The organism is Tritonibacter horizontis (assembly GCF_001518015.1).
GTDB classification, from domain to species: domain Bacteria; phylum Pseudomonadota; class Alphaproteobacteria; order Rhodobacterales; family Rhodobacteraceae; genus Epibacterium; species Epibacterium horizontis.
Genome location: NZ_LPUY01000138.1, coordinates 133,928 through 152,100 on the forward strand (window position 1 = coordinate 133,928; position 18,173 = coordinate 152,100).

Below are 18,173 nucleotides of genomic sequence, written 5' to 3' on the forward strand. Positions count from 1 at the left end.
ACTTTGCTCAGAGCTTCGCTTCGATGGCCAGCCAGATCTTTTCAGCAATGTTGACGCCATCGAACCGCTCAAGCTCCTGAATGCCGGTGGGCGATGTCACGTTGATTTCGGTCAGATAATCGCCAATGACGTCGATGCCGACGAAGAGCTGGCCGCGCTCTTTCAGCAAGGGCCCGATCGTTGCGCAAATTTCCAGGTCTCGCTCGGTAAGGCCAATTTTTTCAGGACGCCCGCCCACGTGCATGTTGGAACGCGTCTCGCCCGCTGCAGGCACGCGGTTGATCGCCCCGACCGGTGCGCCATCCACCAGGATCACCCGCTTGTCGCCATTGGACACATCGGGCAGGAATTTCTGTACAATTAGCGGCTCACGGCTGAAACCGGTGAACAGTTCATGCAGCGATGACAGGTTGCGGTCATTCACATCGAGACGAAAAACACCGGCGCCGCCGTTGCCATAAAGGGGTTTTAGGATCACATCGCCATGCTTTTCCTTGAAGGCCTTGATGGTCGCAAGATCGCGGGCAATCGTCGTCGGCGGTGTCAGCTGCGGGAAATCAAGAACCAGCAGTTTCTCCGGGTAATTGCGGACCCAGAACGGGTCGTTCACCACCAGCACATCCTCCTTCAGACGATCCAGAAGATGCGTCGAGGTGATATAATGCATGTCAAACGGCGGGTCCTGACGCAGCCAGATCACGTCGAACTCTGACAGGTCCACTTCGCGCAGCGGGCCGAGCTTTGCCGGTTCACCCACGACCCTTTGCACCGTCATGTCATGGCCGCGCGCGGTCACCCGCCCCTCTTGGTAGGCCAACTGGTCCGGCGCGTAGTAAAAGAGCGTATGACCGCGCTTCTGGGCCTCTTCCGCGATGCGAAAGCTGCTGTCGGCGTTGATGTCTACACCCATGATCGGGTCCATCTGGAAAGCGATTTTCATGACATGCGTCCCTTGTCGTGTTGGTGGTACATGGCGCAGCGGCCACGGCGGTTCAATGGGTCACCCCTGACCAAAGGCATTTTCGAGGATTTCGACCTCGCCTGTGCCCCAGACCAGCACCACATCAAGCCGTGTTTCGGTCAATTGCCCACGCGGCTCCTGATCGAGGAAAGCCGCAGCGCTGGCCATCACCCGTTGCATTTGCTGTGGCGTGATGCGGGCGGCGGCAGCGTCGCGGGTTTTGCTGGATTTGACCTCGGCAAAAATCACCTCGGCACCTTTGCGCAGGATCAGATCAATCTCGCCCTGCGGGCCACGCCAGCGCTGCTGCGCCAGAGTGTAGCCGCGATCGGCATAGGCCCGCACCGCGATGTCTTCGGCCGCGGCACCCGACAGATGCGCACGCAGGCCGCGCCGCTGGTCCCCGGCATTCACGGCTCAGGACTCTCGGGCGATCTGCAACGCCCATTGGTATATCTTGCGGCGCGGCGCATCATGGGCTTCGGCCACGATGGCCGCCGCGTCCTTGACGGAGTTGTCGCGCAACGCGGCCCTCAGGTCCGCTTCGAGATCGGCATCATTGCCCGCGGCCTCGCGCTGGCGGTCAACCAGGACAACGATTTCCCCCTTGACCGAATCCTCGGCAAGATCCGCTGCCAGATCGGGGAGAGAGGCGCGCCGGACCTCTTCGAATTTCTTGGTCAGCTCGCGGCAAAGCGCCGCCTCGCGGTTGCCAAGCACCTCGGCCATATCCTGCAAAGACGCGGCGATCCGCTTGGGCGATTCGTAAAACACCAGCGTGCCCGGAATACCGGCGAGCTCTTCCAGCCGCTTGCGCCGGGCACCGGTGGCATTTGGCAGGAAGCCTGCAAAAAAGAAGGCATCTGTCGGCAGCCCCGCCAGGGTCAGCGCGCACAAGGCGGCCGAGGCCCCCGGCGCCGCCGTCACCAGATGCCCGGCCCGTGCGGCGTCCCGGCTGAGATCATAGCCCGGATCAGCAATCAGCGGCATGCCCGCCTCAGAGGCATAGGCCACGGATTTGCCTTCGGAAAGCGCATCCAGCAAGCGCGATCTGGCCCCCGCGCCGGAATGATCGTGATAAGCGATGACCTGTCGGTCCCCCAGCGGCACGCCGTGGATCTCCAGGAGGCGGCGCATCGAACGGGTGTCTTCTGCCGCGATCAGATCCGCCGAGGCCAGCACGTCCAATGCCCGCAACGTAATGTCACGCGCGGTCCCTATGGGTGTCGCAACAAAGTATAACCCCGGCAACAATCTGACCATCTTGTGATTCACGCTGGACCCGCTTTCTTCGTCGTCTATGATCGCCCCGAACCAAAACGGGTGCGCGCAATCCAAGGCCGTGACCCGGAACAGGGAGTTTATGCGCTTTATGTTTGCTGTTTTCAATCGGGCCCGCAAATTTGTACTGACCGCTACCGTCGTTGCCGCCTCTGCCATCGTGGCGGCCTGTGACCCCGGCGCGATTGGCGGCGGCGGGCCGTCCATTAATACGTCCAAACCCGTCCCCGTCGCTCTTTTGGTTCCGCGCGGCTCCGCCCAGCACGGCGATGATGTCCTCGCCCAGAGCCTGGAGAATGCGGCGCGCCTGGCCATTGCGGACCTCAACGGCGTCGAGATCGACCTGCGGGTCTATGACACGGCTGGCAACCCGCAGATGGCGACAGCCATGGCGACGCAGGCCGTACAAGATGGCGCGCGCATCATTCTGGGGCCGGTCTATGCCGAAGCCGCCAACGCGGCAGGCATTGCTGCGGCGAAACGTGGCGTCAATGTTCTGGCCTTTTCGAACAACACTTCGATTGCCGGCGGCAATGTCTTTGTGCTGGGCCCCACCTTCGAGAACACCGCGACGCGTCTGGCGCAATATTCCGCCCGTCAGGGCAAACGGACGATGGTAGTGGTGTCCGGCAATAACGCCGCAGGCCAGGCCGGGCGCGCGGCGGTGCAGCAAGCCGCCGTTCAAACCGGTATGACCCTCGCCGGCAACGTGAGCTATGATCTGTCGCAGCAAGGCGTGATCAACAGCATCCCGACAATTACCAACGCTGTGCGCCAGTCCAACGCCGATGTCATGTTCATGACCGCCACCACGGCAGGTGCGCTGCCGCTGTTGACCCAATTGCTGCCCGAAGCCGGGATCAAGACCACGGATGTGCAATACGTCGGTCTGACACGCTGGGATATCCCGGCACAAACGCTGGCATTGCCGGGGGTCCAGAACGGCTGGTTCGCGCTGCCGGATCAGGGCAAATCCGAAGCCTTCCGCACCCGCTACCAGTCCACCTATGGCGCCGCGCCGCACCCGATCGGCGGGCTTGCCTACGATGGGATTGCTGCGATCGGGGCGCTGGTGCGTTCGGGCAATTCCGATGCACTGACCGGCGCGGCGCTCACGCAGCCTGCCGGTTTCCAGGGTACAGGCGGGATCTTCCGTCTGCTTCCTGATGGCACCAATGAACGCGGCCTCGCGGTCGCCACGATCCAAGACCAGAAAGTCGTCATAATTGACCCAGCGCCAAGAAGTTTCGCCGGGGCCGGTTCCTAAACCGTCCAAGGCGCTCGCCAAGATCCATCCCGAACCACTGGGGTCGCTGATTTGCGACCCCAGTGCGATTTTTGACGCCGACGCGATCCGTGAACAGATCACGGAGCTGTCGCAGGACCTGCAGGGTGCGGAGTTTCGCGCCGCCGTTGTTGCCTTGCTGCGCGAGGCCAATTCCACCGGTCGCGCTGCCATTGCCGAAGCGTTTGAGCTTCAGCCCTTCGGCGCACGCGAAATGGCCCGGTCCTACAGCTATCTGACCGATGGGCTGATCACCGCCGCCTGGATGGCCGCCTCGACCATCCTGCACCCGATTGCGACGCCAACCAAAAGCGAACGGATTTCGGTCTTTGCCGTGGGCGGATATGGCCGGGGAGAGATGGCGCCTTTCTCGGATGTCGATCTTCTGTTTCTGACCCCGTATAAAATCACCGCCTGGGCCGAGAGCGTGATTGAATCCATGCTCTATATCCTTTGGGATCTGCGGCTGAAGGTCGGCCATTCCAGCCGGACCATCAAGGATTGCATCCGGCTTGGCGGCGAGGATTTCACGATCCGAACGGCAATGCTGGAAAACCGCTTCATCGCCGGCCATGCACCGCTGGCAGCAGAGTTCGAAACGCGCCTTGCGCAGGATCTGTTTTCCAAGGAAGCCAAGGAATTCATCGATGCCAAGCTCGCCGAGCGCGACGCACGCCACCTGAAACAGGGCGAGCGCTACATGGTCGAACCCAACGTCAAGGAAGGCAAAGGCGGCTTGCGCGACCTGCAATCCCTGTTCTGGATCGCCAAGTATCTCTATCAGGTGCAGGATGTGGCAGAGCTGGTTCCGCTAGGCCTGTTTCGCCCCGAAGAGTTCGATTTTTTCGCCAAGGCCGAGAATTTTCTCTGGGCAGTGCGCGCGCATTTGCACCTGAGTGCCGGCCGCGCCATCGAACATCTGACCTTTGACATGCAGGTCCAGGTGGCCGAACGGCTGGGCTATGCCGATACCTCCGGCCGCCGCGCGGTCGAGGTTTTCATGCAGGACTATTTTCGCCACGCGACCCAGGTCGGGGATGTGACGCGCATCCTGATGACGAAACTCGAAGACAGCCACCTCAAGAACGAGCCAATCCTGGAGCGGATTTTCAGGCGCAAGCCACGGGTCAAGGAGGGGTTCAAGGTAACCCACAACCGGCTCGAAATTGCCGATCCGGGCACGTTCCTCAAGGATGGCCTGAACCTGCTCCGCCTGTTCGAGGAAGCCCTGCGAACAGGCATGTTGCTGCATCCAGACACCATGCGCCTGGTGCGCGCCAATCTGCACCTCATCAACGAAGACCTGCGGACCTCTGCGGACGCGCAACGGACCTTTCTTGACCTGTTGCTGAAACACGGCAACCCAGAGCGGGTTTTGCGCCGGATGAACGAACTTGGTGTTCTGTCTGCTTTCCTGCCGGAGTTCGAACCCATCGTGGCGATGATGCAGTTCAATATGTATCACTCGTATACGGTGGACGAACATACGATCCAGGTGATCTCCAACTTCTCCGCGATTGAACGTGGCGAACTGGAAGAAGAGCTGCCGCTTTCCTCCTCGCTGATCAAACAGGGCGTCAATCGCAAGGTGCTGATCATAGCGATGCTTCTGCATGATATCGGCAAGGGGCGACCCCAGGACCATTCGATCCTTGGCGCCCAGATCGCGCGCAAGGTCGCGCCCCGGCTTGGCCTGAACAAGAGCGAAGCAGAAACCGTGGAATGGCTGGTCCGCTACCATCTGTTGATGTCGGATACCGCCCAGAAACGTGACATCGCCGACCCGCGCACGATCCGCGACTTTGCCAAGGCGGTGCAGACCGTCAAGCGGCTCGACCTGTTGCTGCTGCTGACCGTCTGCGACATTCGCGGCGTCGGGCCGGACACCTGGAACAACTGGAAGGCCGTGCTGCTGCGTGCGCTCTACAACCAGACCCGGGAAGCGCTTGAAAACGGGCTTGAATCCTTCAACCGCGAACACCGCGGCACCGAAGCGAAAAAACGCCTGCGCGACGCCCTGCCGGACTGGGACAAAGCGGACATCAAACGCGAAACATCGCGGCACTACCCGCCCTACTGGCAAGGGCTGCATGTTACCGCCCATATTGATTTTGCCAATATGTTGCGGCAGCTGGATGCGCTGGACGACCCGTCGGCGATGCTGGTGCAACTCCACCCCGACGAGGATCGCGACGCCACGCGTGCGAGTTTCGTCATGCCGGACCATCCGGGGATCTTTGCCCGAATTGTCGGTGCGCTGGCCCTCGTCGGGGCCAATGTCGTGGACGCCCGCAGCTACACCACCAAAGACGGGTTCGTCACCGATGCCTTCTGGATCCAGGATACGGACGGCCATCCCTTTGAACTTTCCCGTCTGCCGCGCCTGCGCAAGATGATCGAGAAGACACTGAACGGCGAGGTGATTGCCCGTGAAGCGCTGAAATCACGCGACAAGATCAAGAAACGAGAGCGCGCCTTTCGGGTGCCCACGCATATTCTGTTCGACAACGACGGCTCCGATATCTACACGATCATCGAGGTCGACACCCGTGATCGACCGGGTCTGCTTTATGATCTTGCGCGGGCGCTTGCGTCGTCCAACGTCTATATTGCCAATGCAGTGATCGCGACCTACGGCGAACAGGTTGTCGACAGCTTTTACGTCAAGGATATGTTCGGGTTGAAATACCATTCTGCCGCCAAACAGCAGGCGCTTGAGAAGAAGCTCCGGGACGCCATCTCGGAAGGTGCCAAACGAGCCGACACATGAAGCAGATCAAATTGATGTCCGGCTTTATGACGGTCGGTTTCTGGACCCTGGCGAGCCGGGTCCTGGGGTTTCTGCGTGAGATCCTGATTGCCGCTTACATCGGCCCCGGTCCGCTTCTTGATGCGTTTGTGGCAGCGTTCCGACTGCCCAACCTGTTTCGCCGCTTCTTTGCGGAGGGCGCGTTCAACGCCGCCTTCGTGCCGATGTTTGCCAAGCGTCTGGAGGCGAACGATGGCGCGCACCGGTTTGCCCAAGATGCGTTCAACCTCCTGGCGGTTGCCGTTCTCGGGCTGGTCGGGCTTGGCATGGTTTTCATGCCTGCGCTGGTCTGGGCCACGGCTGGCGGCTTTGTCGGCGATGCCCGGTTCGACCTCGCGGTCGGCTTTGGCCGGATTGCTTTTCCCTACATCCTTTGCATGTCATTGGCGGCGCTGTTCTCCGGCGTTCTGAATGCGACAGGGCGTTTCGCCGCTGCCGCCGCTGCGCCGGTTCTGCTGAATATCCTCACCTGCGCTGCCATGATCACCGCGGCAACGCTGGGCCGAGATGTGATCGTTTGGCTGATTTGGACGATCCCGCTCGCAGGGGTCGCCCAGCTTGCACTGGTTTGGTATGCGGCCGCTCGGGCTGGTATTTCGCTCCGTATCGGGCGGCCACGGCTCACCCCCGAAATGCGCAATCTGGTGCGGGTGGCGCTGCCGGCCGCGCTGGCGATGGGGGTGACCCAGGTCAATCTGGTGGTGGGGCAGCTGGCCGCCTCGAACTATGAAAATGCCGTCAGCTGGCTGTTCATTGCCGACCGGCTCTATCAACTGCCGCTGGGCGTCGTTGGGATCGCGGTTGGAATTGTGCTCCTGCCGGACCTGTCCCGGCGTCTGCGTGCTGGTGATGACACCGGCGCACAAAGCGCGCTGTCGCGGGCCGGTGAGTTCTCCTTGCTGCTGACCGTCCCCTGCGCTGTGGCTTTTGTCGTCATCCCGCTGCCTCTCGTCTCTGTCCTGTATGAGCGCGGTGCCACCGGGCCGGAGGATGTCGCCGCAATCGCCCTTGCTGTTGCGATCTACGGTGCGGGCCTGCCGGCCTTTGTGCTGCAAAAGGTGCTGCAGCCGCTCTTTTTCGCGCGCGAGGACACCCGTAGCCCGTTCCGCTATGCCATTGTGGCCATGGTGGTGAACGCTGGTCTGGCGCTTGGGCTGCAACCGCTGCTTGGCTGGATTTCACCAGCCGTCGCGGCGACCGTGGCCGGTTGGGCGATGGTTCTGTTGTTGTGGCTTGGCGCGCGTCGCATGGGCAAAGCGGCCGAATTTGACCCCCGGTTCTACCGTCGGGCGGTGCGGATCCTGATTGCATCCTTGGTGATGGGGGCCGGTCTTTATGCGGTTGCCGCGATTTTCGCCCCGGTGCTGTCCCTGCCCTACTGGCGCTATCTCGGGTTGCTGGGCCTGATTATTGTCAGCGCGGTTCTCTATTTTGGATTGGGCCAGCTGATCGGTGCCTTGCGCCTGGCCGAATTCAAATCCGCCCTGAAACGCGGCAAGACATAACAAAACCGCGCCCGTGTTAGGCGCGGTCTGTCGCGTGACGTTCATGTCCAGGCCAGCCTCCAGGCGGCAATGGCGTGGCGTCAGCGTTCCTGGCGCAGCTTGGACAGGATCCTCTGCCATCCACCGGGCACCAGAAAGAACGACATCAGGAACCCAGTGGCAAAGCCCGCCAAATCCGCCACCCATTCCGGGCTGCCACCAAAGATAAGCCCGAACAACAGTTGGATCCCCATCAGGAAGGCAATCAACGAAAACGCCCGGTATTGCTGCGCGCCAACCTGGGCCAGCGACAGCCACAACAGATGGGTAAAGCCGCCGATCAGCCCGTAGACCGCGGGAAATCCACCGATCAATGCGACCTGCCCGCCGACCAGCAGGGCATAGACCAGCGCGCCACCGATGGCAGATCCGACAAAAATCACCACAACGGCAATTTCGCCCATGGCTTCGCCCACCATTTTGCCCATCGCCAATAGGAAAACGCAGACAAAAATCGTCTGGGTGAAAGCCCCGTGGACAAAGGCATAGGTCACAAACCGCTTCAGCAAGTCAAAAGGCCAGATGCCATTTTCCCACATCCACCAGAAGTATTGTGCGCCGAACCCGTATTCCTGCAAGGCGGACAGACGCCAGCCCACGGCCTCGGGTCCACCAAGAATGCCCCGTGATCCAAGCGAGAAAACGATCTCCAGTCCGAGGATTACAATCACCAGCGCAATCACGACGGGCGGCAAGGCGTTAAAGGGCGATTGATTGGGCTCTTGCATGGTGTTCCTGCTCTTGAGAGCGCCGCAGACCCGGTTGCACGGGACGGCGCCTGTTGACGATACTCTGCGCCATGGGTAAGCGACGATGGTGCATAATTCCAGACGGGAGTTTTCGACGATGAGCGAAACCAGCTTCACCCCGCGTGTCTTTTCAGGCATCCAGCCCTCGGGCAATCTGCATCTGGGGAACTACCTCGGTGCCCTGAAGCGGTTCGTTGACTGGCAAGCCCGCGACGTGGAATCCATCTATTGCATGGTGGACCTGCATGCGATCACGGTCTGGCAGGACCCAAGCGATCTGAAAAAAGCCACCCGCGAACTCTGTGCCGGGTTCATCGCCGCCGGGCTGGACCCGGAAAAATCGATCCTGATCAATCAAAGCCAGGTGCCAGAGCACGCGCAATTGGCCTGGATCTTCAACTGCGTCGCCCGGATGGGCTGGATGCAGCGGATGACCCAGTGGAAAGACAAGGCCGGCAAGAACCAGCAGAATGCCTCGCTTGGTCTTCTGGCCTACCCGGCGCTGATGGCGGCAGATATCCTAGTCTATCACGCCACCCATGTTCCGGTCGGCGAAGACCAGAAACAACACCTCGAGCTGACCCGCGACATCGCGATCAAGTTCAACCACGACTATGGGGTCAACTTCTTTCCCGAAACCGAGCCGGTGATCGAAGGGGCTGCCACCCGTGTCATGAGCCTGCGCGATGGCGCCAAGAAGATGTCGAAATCGGACCCGTCGGATGCCAGCCGCATCAACCTGACCGATGATGCCGACACCATCGCCAAAAAGATCCGCAAGGCGAAAACCGATCCCGAGGGGTTGCCATCGGACGCCAAGGGGCTTGAGGACCGTCCCGAAGCCCGCAACCTTGTCAATATCTATGCCGCCCTGTCCGAACAGAGCGTCGATCAGGTTCTGGCCGATGTGGGCGGGCGTCAGTTTTCGGAGTTCAAGCCGATGCTGGCGGATCTGGCTGTCGCAAAGATGGCGCCAATCACCACGGAAATGGCGCGGCTTATGGAAAACCAGGACGAGATCGACAAGATCCTCGCGCGCGGCGCCGAGCGCGCGCGCGAAATCACTGCACCGATCCTGCGCCGCACTTACGAAATCGTCGGCATGGTGGGCCCGTCAGAGATCTGATCCGCTTTTCCAAAACGCCAGCGTGCCTTATGACCGCCCCTGCCCGGGGGCGGTCTTTTTATGCAGGCCATGCAACATTTTCCGGTTTCGCGCGTTTAAGTCTCGACAGTCATGTGCTGACAACAGAAAGGACGCCCGATGAACAAGGGATTTTTCAAATCCGCCACGGCGCTCGTCATGATCGCTTCGATAGCGGCACCGCTACCCGGTATGGCGCAGGGGAACAGCAACGCAAATGCCAATGCGACCGGAAACGCCGCAATTGACATTTCTCAGATGAGCGACGCCGAAATCTCCGAACTCGTGGAGCGCTGCCGCAAGCGCGCGGAACGGGACGCGCGTCGTCAGGCGCAGGGGAAAGAAACCAAGGACAACGATGGCCGTGTCGCGCAGTTTTGCGACGACTACGCCCAGAACACGTTTGACGCTGGCCTCCCGGCGGACCTGCAAGCCGCCACGGTTCTGGCAGGCATCGATGCAGAGGCCGAAAGCAACACCGACATCGACGTCACCAACCTCGCGGATGTGATCGAGAGAACCACGGATTCATTGCTCGATCCGACAGCCGATGCGGCCGCAAACGCTGAGGCCGGCGTAGAAGAGCTGGCGCAGGCCCTCGCCGGTCAGCGCGCCGAACTGAACGCCGCAGCGGAAGCAGAAGCCGAAGCTCAGGCTCAGGCTCAGGCTGAAGGAGAAGCCGAGGCAACCGCGGACACCACCGCTGATGCCACCGTCGTGGACAATCCCGAAGTGACCGAACAAAATAGCCAGCAACAGGCTGATGCCCTGGCCGAATCTGACACGGAAACAACGGCGGCAGCGGCGGCTGCGGATGGCGATGCCTCTGCCAATGCCGAAGTCACCGAAGAAACCGTGACCGAAGAGTCCGCCCGCAGTTCGGACGAGGAATTCGACACCAAGGTCAATGAAACCGCAGAGGCCAAAGCCGCGCCAAGCACCCGCGCAAACGACGATGACGATGGTTTGTCAAAGTTGGAAAAAGCCGCCTTGCTGGGTCTTGGCGCCTTCGCCGTGGGTCAGTTGCTGAAATCCGGCGAGACGGTCGTTTCCAACAGCGGTGATCGCGCTGTCGTCGAGCAGGACGGCACCTACCGGGTCATCAAGAACGATGACGCCTTGCTGCGCCAACCGGGGTCAAACGTCAAAACCTATCAGTTCGACGACGGCTCGACCCGCACCGTTGTTACCCGTGAGGACGGGACAGAGGTGGAAACAATTCGCGCCTCGGACGGTCGCGTTCTGCGCCGCAGCAAGACCCTGCAGGATGGGCGTACCGTGGTTCTGTTTGACGACACCCGCGCCGCAGAGAAGGTGGTGGTAACCGATCTGCCGGAGAACACGCAGCCCCGCGCGGCCTTCCGGTCGGACAGTACGATTTCCTCTGATGAACTGGCGGCCGCCCTGGCGGCCCAGCAGCCTCAGGGTGTTGACCGCCGCTTCTCGCTGGCACAGATCCGCAATATCGACGCCGTGCGTCAACTTGTGCCGGTTATCAACGTGGACAAGGTGACCTTTGAAACCGGATCAAGTGCAGTACGCGCAGCCCAGGCTGAGGAGCTGTCTCAACTTGGCAATGCATTGGCGAACCTGATCGACAAGAACCCCAGCGAGGTTTTCCTGATCGAGGGTCATACCGATGCCGTGGGCGCAGCTACCTATAACCTGGCCCTGTCTGACCGTCGCGCGGAAACCGTGGCGCTGGCCTTGACCGAGTATTTCAACGTCCCGCCAGAGAACATGGTGATCCAGGGCTATGGAGAAAGCGATCTGGCCATTCCCGTTCTTGATGCAGAGCGCGCCAACCGCCGCGTAGCTGTGCGCCGGATCACGCCCCTGCTGGCCGAAAGACAGTAAGAGGCACCAGAAATACCAAACCTGCCCCGGCCCAGCGCCGGGGCATTTTTTTGTCCCAGCCAACAGGGTCAGACCGCCATCGCCACGCAGCTTTCCCCACCCTGTCTTTTTCGCCACGCCCCCATGCGCCACCGCAAAAAAACAGCCGCTCCTTTCAGAGCGGCTGTTTTCAATTTCAACAGGTGCGAACAGGTTACGGGCAAGCTGCCTTGTAGGTTTGACCTGCGCTGTTGCGATAGGTGCACTGACGCGGTGCGTTTGCGCCGACCTGTGCGCCAACCGCGCCCCCGATGAGGGTTGCCGCGGTCTTGCCGCTACCCGACCCGACCTGGTTGCCGACAGCGGCGCCAGCCAGCGCGCCGGTGACCGCATTGATGTCCTGATTGTCAGAGCAGCCAGCCACAAAAACACTTGCTGCAAATATCGCCGCGAGAACGCCAGACGTCTTAGACATAGTCCCATCTCCTCTTTGATTGCCGGGGCGGTGAAAGACCGGACAGCGCAAAACCATGTGCTGTCACGTGTCCCAGCCGGACCACCGGTGATGGATAATCATCTTTGACATAACGTAGCACAGACAGGAATGTTCCAAAGTTTTTCCACCGATGCCACACGCGGCGAAAGCAGGCTTCCGCCGACGCGCCACGGCAGAGACCGGCTAAAGCCCCGCCACCCCTGCCAGCGTCAGCTGCGCGACCAGATCCGCATAGCCTTTGCGATCTTCGGTGTCTGCGGCTGCGTTCCACATATAGTGCCAGTTCAGCATGCCAAAAACGGACATGGCCACCGCGCGAAGCTTCGCTTTGTCATCGGCAAAAACATCCGGCGCGGCCGCCCTCAGGATCGCGCTCAGCCGTTTCAGCATATCGCGTTGATAGGCCCGCAGGTGCTCCTGTTGCTCGTCAGAGAGGGCTGCCATCGCGTTGAGCTGCACCTTGTGTTCGTGGTCGGCCCCTTCATAGGCCAGCAGCACCTCGGTCAGCAGGCTGCGCAGACCGGTTGCCGGATCCAGCCCCGCCAGATCCAACCCGCAGACGCGATCCCGCAGGCGGCGTAGATAACTGTCCAGCAAATCGAACAGCAGCGCATCCTTGCCATCGTAGTAATGGTAGATATTCGCTTTTGAAATGCCGCAGGCCCGCGCGATCTGGGACATGGAGGCCCTGTCATATCCTTCCTCCGCGAAGAGTCGCGCCGAGGCCGCAAGGATCTGCGTCCGCTTCTGGTCGTGATCTTTGGCAATCGTCCGGGCCAAGAGGTTCTATCCTTTCTCGCGGGCGTCGACCACACGGCGCGCCTTGCCTTGTGACCGCTCGACGCTGCCAGGCTCACCCACTGAGACCTCGGCCGAGATGCCAACGATGTCCTTGATCCGCTTGGCCAGTTGCGCCTTGCAGGCTTGGTTGTGACCTTCGCTCTGGCCGGAGGCGACCGCCGCGGGCAGCAGCTCCACATGCACCCGCATCGCATCCATGCGACCGACCGTGACCAGTTCGATCTGATAATAGGGGGCGAGACCCGGCACCTGCAGGACCTGTTCCTCGATCTGGCTGGGAAAGACATTGACGCCGCGCAGGATGATCATGTCGTCCGAGCGGCCGGTAATCTTCGCCATCCGCCGCATCGACCGCGCCGTGCCGGGCAAAAGCCGCGTCAGGTCACGGGTGCGATAGCGCACCATCGGCAGGCCTTCTTTGGTGAGAGTCGTAATCACCAGTTCGCCCAGTTCGCCATCCGGCAACACCGCCCCAGTTTCGGGGTCTATGATCTCCGGCAGAAAATGATCCTCCCATATGACCGGACCGTCCTTGGTCTCCACGCATTCATTGGCGACCCCCGGCCCCATGATTTCGGACAGACCATAGATATCCACCGCATGCATATCAAAGGCCGCCTCGACTTCCCGTCGCATGGCATCGGTCCATGGCTCCGCGCCAAAGACACCGACCTTCAGGGAAGAGCCGCGCGGATCAAAGCCCATGCGATGATACTGTTCCAGAATGTTCAACATATAGGACGGCGTGACCATGATCCCATCGGGGCGGAAGTCTTCGATCAGGGCGACTTGTTTCTCGGTCTGGCCGCCAGACATCGGCACCACGGTCGCGCCCAGACGCTCAATCCCGTAATGGGCGCCAAGGCCGCCGGTAAACAAACCGTAGCCATAGGCGTTGTGCACCATATCCCCCCGGCGCAGGCCAGAGGCCCGCAGCGACCGCGCCATCAGGTCCGCCCAGTTGTCGATGTCCTTTTGGGTATACCCCACGACCGTCGGCTTGCCCGTCGTCCCGGACGACGCATGTACCCGCAGGATCTGCCCACGCGGAACCGCGAACATGCCAAAGGGGTAGGCCTCGCGCAGGTCGCCCTTGGTCGTGAACGGAAATTTGGCCAGGTCGCTAAGCTGCGTCAAATCCTCTGGGTGCACCCCCAGCGCATCAAAACGCGCCCGGTACATCTCCACGTTGTCGTAAGCGTGGCGCAACGACCACCTGAGCCGCTCCAGTTGCAGGCTGCGGATTTCGTCAATCGACGCAATCTCGATCGGGTCCAGCTCGGACCGCTTGGGCGTTAAATCATGCATTGGCGTCCTCCATCGCCTCGTGGTCGTCTGTCATCCCGGACCTCTTCAGTCCCGAGAAGGCGGCGCGGCTGTCTCCTCAAACAGCTGGCCGCTGATCGCGCGGGAGCAGCCCCGCATTTCAGCGATCAACTGCCCCTTCTGGTTGGTGACACTGACATCGTAGAGGCCACTGCGACCGGTCAGGGAAACCTCGCGCGCCGTCGCGGCCAACCTGTCTCCCTGATGGCCCGGCGCGATAAAACTGATCATGTTGTGTTGCGCCACGGTGACCTGATTGCGGCTGTTGCAGGCAAAGGCAAAGGCACTGTCAGCCAGCATGAAAATCACCCCGCCGTGACAAATGCCGTGGCCATTGCAATGATGCGGTGCGACGGTCAGGGCAAGGGTGGCCTCGCCCTCGGCGACGGCCTCTATCTCCACCCCGAGCCATTTGGACGCGAGATCATTGGCCCACATGGCGGCTGCAGATTGCTCCGCCCGATCTTTTGCTGAAAGTGACATTCGCTCTCCCCCCGGAAGTCTGGCCTGCGCGTTTCCTCAGGCGCCGCGCGCAACCTCTTGGGGAAAATCCTTGCATAAACCGACCGGACGGTCAATATTTCTCTGTGACGAGTCGACCCGGCCCCGTGGGACGGATTGACCGGCACAAATCAGGGAGGCACGCAGCATGAGCATCAGGGATGTGGCAAGTTTCGCCGCCGGGCACTGGATTGCCCCGGACAAGACGGCACGGGAGATCGCCTCTGCCATCACCGGCGAGGTAATCGCCCGCGCCGGAACGGCCCGCCTCGATACTCAAGCCATGCTGGACCACGCCCGCACGGTCGGCGGCCCTGCCTTACGGGCAATGACATTCCACGACCGGGCCCGGATGCTCAAAGGCGTGGCGCAACACCTCGAAGCCAACAAACACCTTCTGTATGATCTGAGCTTTGACACCGGCGCGACCCAGGGCGACCATCTGTTTGACGTGGACGGAGGCATCGGCACGACGTTTGTCTTTGCATCCAAAGGCCGGCGCGAAATGCCAGACAGCCATGTCTACTGCGATGGTCCGGTGGAACACCTGTCGCGGCACGGCAGTTTTCTGGGTCAGCACATCTGCGTCCCCCTTCAGGGGGTTGCGGTCCATATCAACGCCTTCAATTTTCCGGTCTGGGGGATGCTGGAAAAGCTGGCGCCGACCCTCCTGGCGGGGGTCCCGGCCATCGTCAAACCAGCAACCTCCACCTGCTATGTCACCGAGGCCGCCGTGCGCCTGATGCTCGACAGCGGCCTGTTGCCTGCCGGCGCGGTGCAACTGGTCAGCGGCGGGTTGGGCGACATGCTGGACCGCCTGACCTGTCAGGATGTCGTCAGCTTTACCGGCTCTTCGACCACCGCGCACAAGCTGCGCCAGACCCCGGCACTCGTTGCAAATTCCGTCCGCTTTGTCGCAGAACAAGACAGCCTGAATGCCTCCATCCTGGGGCCTGATGTCCTGCCCGACACAGAAGAGTTCGACCTGTTCCTCAAGGAAGTACAGCGCGAAATGACGACAAAAGCTGGACAGAAATGTACGGCAATTCGTCGGATCCTCGTCCCACAGGCGCAGGTCGACGCCGTCATCGACGGGCTGCGCGCCGCTTTGCAAGGGGTGACGATTGGCGACCCTCGTGCGCCAGAGACCCGCATGGGGGCGCTGGTTTCCGCAGCCCAAAAGCGCGATGTGCTCCAGCGCGCCGCCCAGATCGGCACCGAGGCCACCCGCGTTTTCGGCGACCCCGACGCCTTTGCCGTTGTCGGCGCAGACAAGGACCGTGGCGCCTTTGTTCCGCCGATGCTGTTTCATTGCCCGGACCCGGATCAGGCCATCCACGTCCATGAAACCGAAGTCTTCGGCCCGGTGTCGACGGTCATGGGCTACCGCGATCTGGATCATGCGGTGGCGCTGGCCAACCGGGGCCAGGGGTCCTTGGTTGCGTCTTTGATCACCGCCGATCCAGCAGTGGCGCGCGATGTCACCCTGAACATCGCCGCCTATCACGGGCGGGTCTATATCAACAACGCAACCTCGATGAAGGAAGCCACCGGGCACGGCGCGCCTTTGCCCCATATGGTTCATGGCGGGCCCGGACGCGCCGGCGGCGGCGAGGAGCTGGGCGGGCTGCGTGCAGTCAAACACTATATGCAGCGCACCGCAGTGCAGGGCAGTCCCGAAATCCTCAGCGCAATCACCGGCACCTGGATCCCCGAAGGCCCGGAATACACGACGCCAGATCACCCGTTCACGCGCCGCTTTGGCCAACTCCGAATTGGCGAAACCCTGCACACAAAACCGCGCCAGGTCACCAGCGCCGACATCACACAGTTTGCCCAATTCACCGGCGACACGTTCTATGCCCATATGGACGACGACGCCGCAGCGCGAAATCCGTTCTTTCCCGGACGTGTCGCCCATGGCTACCTCTTGCTCTCCTTTGCGGCGGGTCTTTTTGTGCAGCCGGACGAGGGACCTGTTCTGGCCAATACCGGCTTGGACTCATTGCGTTTCATGAAGCCGGTGCAGCCGGGAGACAGCATCAAGGTGCGCCTGACGGTCAAAGCCAAAACCCCGAGAAATGCAGACTATGGCGAGGTCCGCTGGCATGTGTCACTGCGCAACCAGAACGACGCGCTGGTCGCAGAATACGAGCTTTTGACCATGGTTGCCCGCTAGAGCATCGCGTCAGTCCCCATGGGGCTGGCGCTTGTTCACGCCAGCCACTACGCTGCGCCCATGACACGCGATGCGCAGGACTGGTTTATGACGGTGGTAGAGGCGCTTGCGGACCCGCAAGGGCAGCGCGTCTGGTCGATCATCGTCTCCTTCCTGGGGGACATGGCGCAATCCGATGGGGCGCGTATCAGCAGCGCCGCGCTGACGCGGGTGATAACGCCGATCGGCATCAAACCCGAAGCCATTCGCGTTGCCTTGCACCGGCTGAGAAAAGACGGCTGGACCGACAGCGAACGGCTTGGACGTGGCTCGGTTCACTTTCTCACCCCCTTCGGCCGCGCACAGTCGCTGGCCGTCACGCCGCGCATCTTCAATCGGGCCAGCTGCGCCACAACAGACTGGCATGTGCTGATTGCCGGAACGCCCGCTGGGCTTGAGCTCATGGATGCGATGGAAGCCAAATCAACCGATACGCTGGTCCGCATCAATCGCCACACGGGCATCGCGCCCGGCCCTGCCCCCCGTGCGCTCAGCGATCTGTTCGTGATCGACGCCACAATCGCGGCTGTCCCCGCCTGGCTCCAGACGGAACTGTTTCCGCCTTCACTGCACCGCGCCTGTGCAGCGTTTGATGATGCGTTGCACGGATTTGGTGCGCCACCAGTCGAACTGGACCCGCTCCAACGCGCCTGTCTCAGAACCCTGATCGTCCACCGCTGGCGCCGGATTGTTCTCCGTCAGCCTGATCTGCCCGAAAGCTTTCACCCGGTCGGCTGGCCCGGTGAGGCCTGTCGAAAAAAGGTCTTTGCCATGCTCGACGCGCTGCCGCGCCCGCGCCTCTTGGACCTCGAACAGGCCAGCTGACCGTCGTTTCCCGATTGCCCCATTCAAACCGGCGACATGACAAGTTGAAAATCCGGAAAAGTCCGTGGACTTAAAAAACTTCTGCCAAACCACTGGTTTTGACGATTCAACTCTTGACCCTATCTGCGGCTTTCCGTACATCGCCTCCACACAGCGAGCGGCGGAGTAGCTCAGTTGGTTAGAGCAGCGGAATCATAATCCGCGTGTCGGGGGTTCAAGTCCCTCCTCCGCTACCAAAGCTCACTGTTTTCAAACAGATTTGCAGATCTGTGAATGTTAGGTCCAGTATCCAAACAATTTGGACACCAGTGACCGCTGGCAGGGCGTGACGGGTGTCTGGCGCCTCAAAGACTTCAATCGCAAAATTGAAGACCAACTGAACAGGTCTTGTGATCTG

At 61.2% G+C, this 18,173-nt stretch carries 15 protein-coding genes and 1 tRNA gene; 8 read left to right on the forward strand and 8 right to left on the reverse strand.

Features of this window, described 5'->3' with window-relative positions; genetic code table 11:
- Window positions 1-7: 7 nt before the first annotated feature.
- From gshB to rsmI, 3 genes are read right to left on the reverse strand one after another with little or no spacing between them, the layout of a single operon-like run.
- Window positions 8-940 carry a glutathione synthase gene (gshB, locus tag TRIHO_RS22575; protein WP_068249011.1) on the reverse strand — a complete coding sequence of 311 codons (933 nt, stop codon included), beginning with the start codon at window positions 938-940 and terminating at the stop codon, window positions 8-10.
- A gap of 60 nt (window positions 941-1,000) precedes the next feature.
- A complete protein-coding gene (locus TRIHO_RS22580; protein WP_068249013.1) occupies window positions 1,001-1,375 on the reverse strand; it encodes a YraN family protein in 375 nt (124 codons plus the stop codon).
- A 3-nt stretch (window positions 1,376-1,378) separates the two neighbouring features.
- The gene (gene rsmI / locus TRIHO_RS22585; protein WP_068249134.1) at window positions 1,379-2,236 is read right to left on the reverse strand and encodes a 16S rRNA (cytidine(1402)-2'-O)-methyltransferase; all 858 of its coding nucleotides are present in this window, start codon (window positions 2,234-2,236) and stop codon (window positions 1,379-1,381) included.
- A 97-nt stretch (window positions 2,237-2,333) separates the two neighbouring features.
- Here rsmI and TRIHO_RS22590 point away from each other — a divergent pair, with 97 nt between their 5' ends.
- From TRIHO_RS22590 to murJ, 3 genes are read left to right on the forward strand one after another with little or no spacing between them, the layout of a single operon-like run.
- On the forward strand, window positions 2,334-3,509 hold the full coding sequence (locus TRIHO_RS22590) for a penicillin-binding protein activator (protein WP_068249132.1): 1,176 nt from the start codon (window positions 2,334-2,336) through the stop codon (window positions 3,507-3,509).
- Complete coding sequence (locus TRIHO_RS22595; RefSeq protein ID WP_068249015.1) at window positions 3,469-6,297, forward strand: [protein-PII] uridylyltransferase; 2,829 nt, start codon at window positions 3,469-3,471, stop codon at window positions 6,295-6,297. The genes TRIHO_RS22590 and TRIHO_RS22595 overlap by 41 nt, the downstream gene beginning before the upstream one ends.
- Entirely contained in the window at window positions 6,294-7,841 is a 1,548-nt protein-coding gene (murJ, locus tag TRIHO_RS22600) for a murein biosynthesis integral membrane protein MurJ (protein WP_068249016.1), read from the forward strand. Before TRIHO_RS22595 ends, murJ begins: the two co-directional genes overlap by 4 nt.
- 80 nt (window positions 7,842-7,921) lie before the next feature.
- Here the strand turns inward: murJ and TRIHO_RS22605 are convergent, their stop codons facing one another.
- Entirely contained in the window at window positions 7,922-8,608 is a 687-nt protein-coding gene (locus TRIHO_RS22605; protein ID WP_068249018.1) for a rhomboid family intramembrane serine protease, read from the reverse strand.
- Window positions 8,609-8,726: 118 nt separating this feature from the next.
- Between TRIHO_RS22605 and trpS the strand changes: the two genes are divergently transcribed.
- Complete coding sequence (gene trpS / locus TRIHO_RS22610) at window positions 8,727-9,755, forward strand: tryptophan--tRNA ligase (RefSeq protein ID WP_068249136.1); 1,029 nt, start codon at window positions 8,727-8,729, stop codon at window positions 9,753-9,755.
- A gap of 138 nt (window positions 9,756-9,893) precedes the next feature.
- Entirely contained in the window at window positions 9,894-11,630 is a 1,737-nt protein-coding gene (locus tag TRIHO_RS22615) for an OmpA family protein (RefSeq protein WP_068249020.1), read from the forward strand.
- A 193-nt stretch (window positions 11,631-11,823) separates the two neighbouring features.
- Here the strand turns inward: TRIHO_RS22615 and TRIHO_RS22620 are convergent, their stop codons facing one another.
- From TRIHO_RS22620 to paaI, 4 genes are all read right to left on the reverse strand, one after another.
- A complete protein-coding gene (locus tag TRIHO_RS22620; RefSeq protein ID WP_068249022.1) occupies window positions 11,824-12,084 on the reverse strand; it encodes a glycine zipper 2TM domain-containing protein in 261 nt (86 codons plus the stop codon).
- A gap of 204 nt (window positions 12,085-12,288) precedes the next feature.
- The gene (locus tag TRIHO_RS22625; protein WP_068249024.1) at window positions 12,289-12,885 is read right to left on the reverse strand and encodes a TetR/AcrR family transcriptional regulator; all 597 of its coding nucleotides are present in this window, start codon (window positions 12,883-12,885) and stop codon (window positions 12,289-12,291) included.
- 6 nt (window positions 12,886-12,891) lie between these two features.
- The gene (gene paaK / locus TRIHO_RS22630; protein WP_068249026.1) at window positions 12,892-14,214 is read right to left on the reverse strand and encodes a phenylacetate--CoA ligase PaaK; all 1,323 of its coding nucleotides are present in this window, start codon (window positions 14,212-14,214) and stop codon (window positions 12,892-12,894) included.
- A gap of 45 nt (window positions 14,215-14,259) precedes the next feature.
- Window positions 14,260-14,715 (reverse strand): hydroxyphenylacetyl-CoA thioesterase PaaI, encoded by a 456-nt coding sequence (paaI, locus tag TRIHO_RS22635; RefSeq protein WP_068249028.1) that lies wholly within the window; start codon window positions 14,713-14,715, stop codon window positions 14,260-14,262.
- A gap of 166 nt (window positions 14,716-14,881) precedes the next feature.
- Between paaI and paaZ the strand changes: the two genes are divergently transcribed.
- The 3 genes from paaZ (at window position 14,882) to TRIHO_RS22650 (ending at window position 18,012) form a co-directional block, all read left to right on the forward strand.
- On the forward strand, window positions 14,882-16,912 hold the full coding sequence (gene paaZ, locus TRIHO_RS22640) for a phenylacetic acid degradation bifunctional protein PaaZ (RefSeq protein ID WP_068249029.1): 2,031 nt from the start codon (window positions 14,882-14,884) through the stop codon (window positions 16,910-16,912).
- 87 nt (window positions 16,913-16,999) lie between these two features.
- Window positions 17,000-17,776 carry a PaaX family transcriptional regulator C-terminal domain-containing protein gene (locus TRIHO_RS22645; protein ID WP_232367863.1) on the forward strand — a complete coding sequence of 259 codons (777 nt, stop codon included), beginning with the start codon at window positions 17,000-17,002 and terminating at the stop codon, window positions 17,774-17,776.
- 159 nt (window positions 17,777-17,935) lie between these two features.
- Window positions 17,936-18,012 (forward strand) — tRNA-Met (locus TRIHO_RS22650).
- Window positions 18,013-18,173: the final 161 nt, after the last annotated feature.

Bases quoted from the DNA above. Each gene is read 5' to 3' on its own strand.
- trpS (WP_068249136.1), top strand. From the start codon at position 8,727: ATGAGCGAAACCAGCTTCACCCCGCGTGTCTTTTCAGGCATCCAGCCC.
- TRIHO_RS22605 (WP_068249018.1), bottom strand. From the start codon at position 8,608: ATGCAAGAGCCCAATCAATCGCCCTTTAACGCCTTGCCGCCCGTCGTG.
- TRIHO_RS22590 (WP_068249132.1), top strand. From the start codon at position 2,334: ATGTTTGCTGTTTTCAATCGGGCCCGCAAATTTGTACTGACCGCTACC.
- murJ (WP_068249016.1), top strand. From the start codon at position 6,294: ATGAAGCAGATCAAATTGATGTCCGGCTTTATGACGGTCGGTTTCTGG.
- paaI (WP_068249028.1), bottom strand. From the start codon at position 14,715: ATGTCACTTTCAGCAAAAGATCGGGCGGAGCAATCTGCAGCCGCCATG.
- paaK (WP_068249026.1), bottom strand. From the start codon at position 14,214: ATGCATGATTTAACGCCCAAGCGGTCCGAGCTGGACCCGATCGAGATT.
- TRIHO_RS22645 (WP_232367863.1), top strand. From the start codon at position 17,000: ATGACGGTGGTAGAGGCGCTTGCGGACCCGCAAGGGCAGCGCGTCTGG.
- TRIHO_RS22620 (WP_068249022.1), bottom strand. From the start codon at position 12,084: ATGTCTAAGACGTCTGGCGTTCTCGCGGCGATATTTGCAGCAAGTGTT.
- paaZ (WP_068249029.1), top strand. From the start codon at position 14,882: ATGAGCATCAGGGATGTGGCAAGTTTCGCCGCCGGGCACTGGATTGCC.
- gshB (WP_068249011.1), bottom strand. From the start codon at position 940: ATGAAAATCGCTTTCCAGATGGACCCGATCATGGGTGTAGACATCAAC.
- TRIHO_RS22615 (WP_068249020.1), top strand. From the start codon at position 9,894: ATGAACAAGGGATTTTTCAAATCCGCCACGGCGCTCGTCATGATCGCT.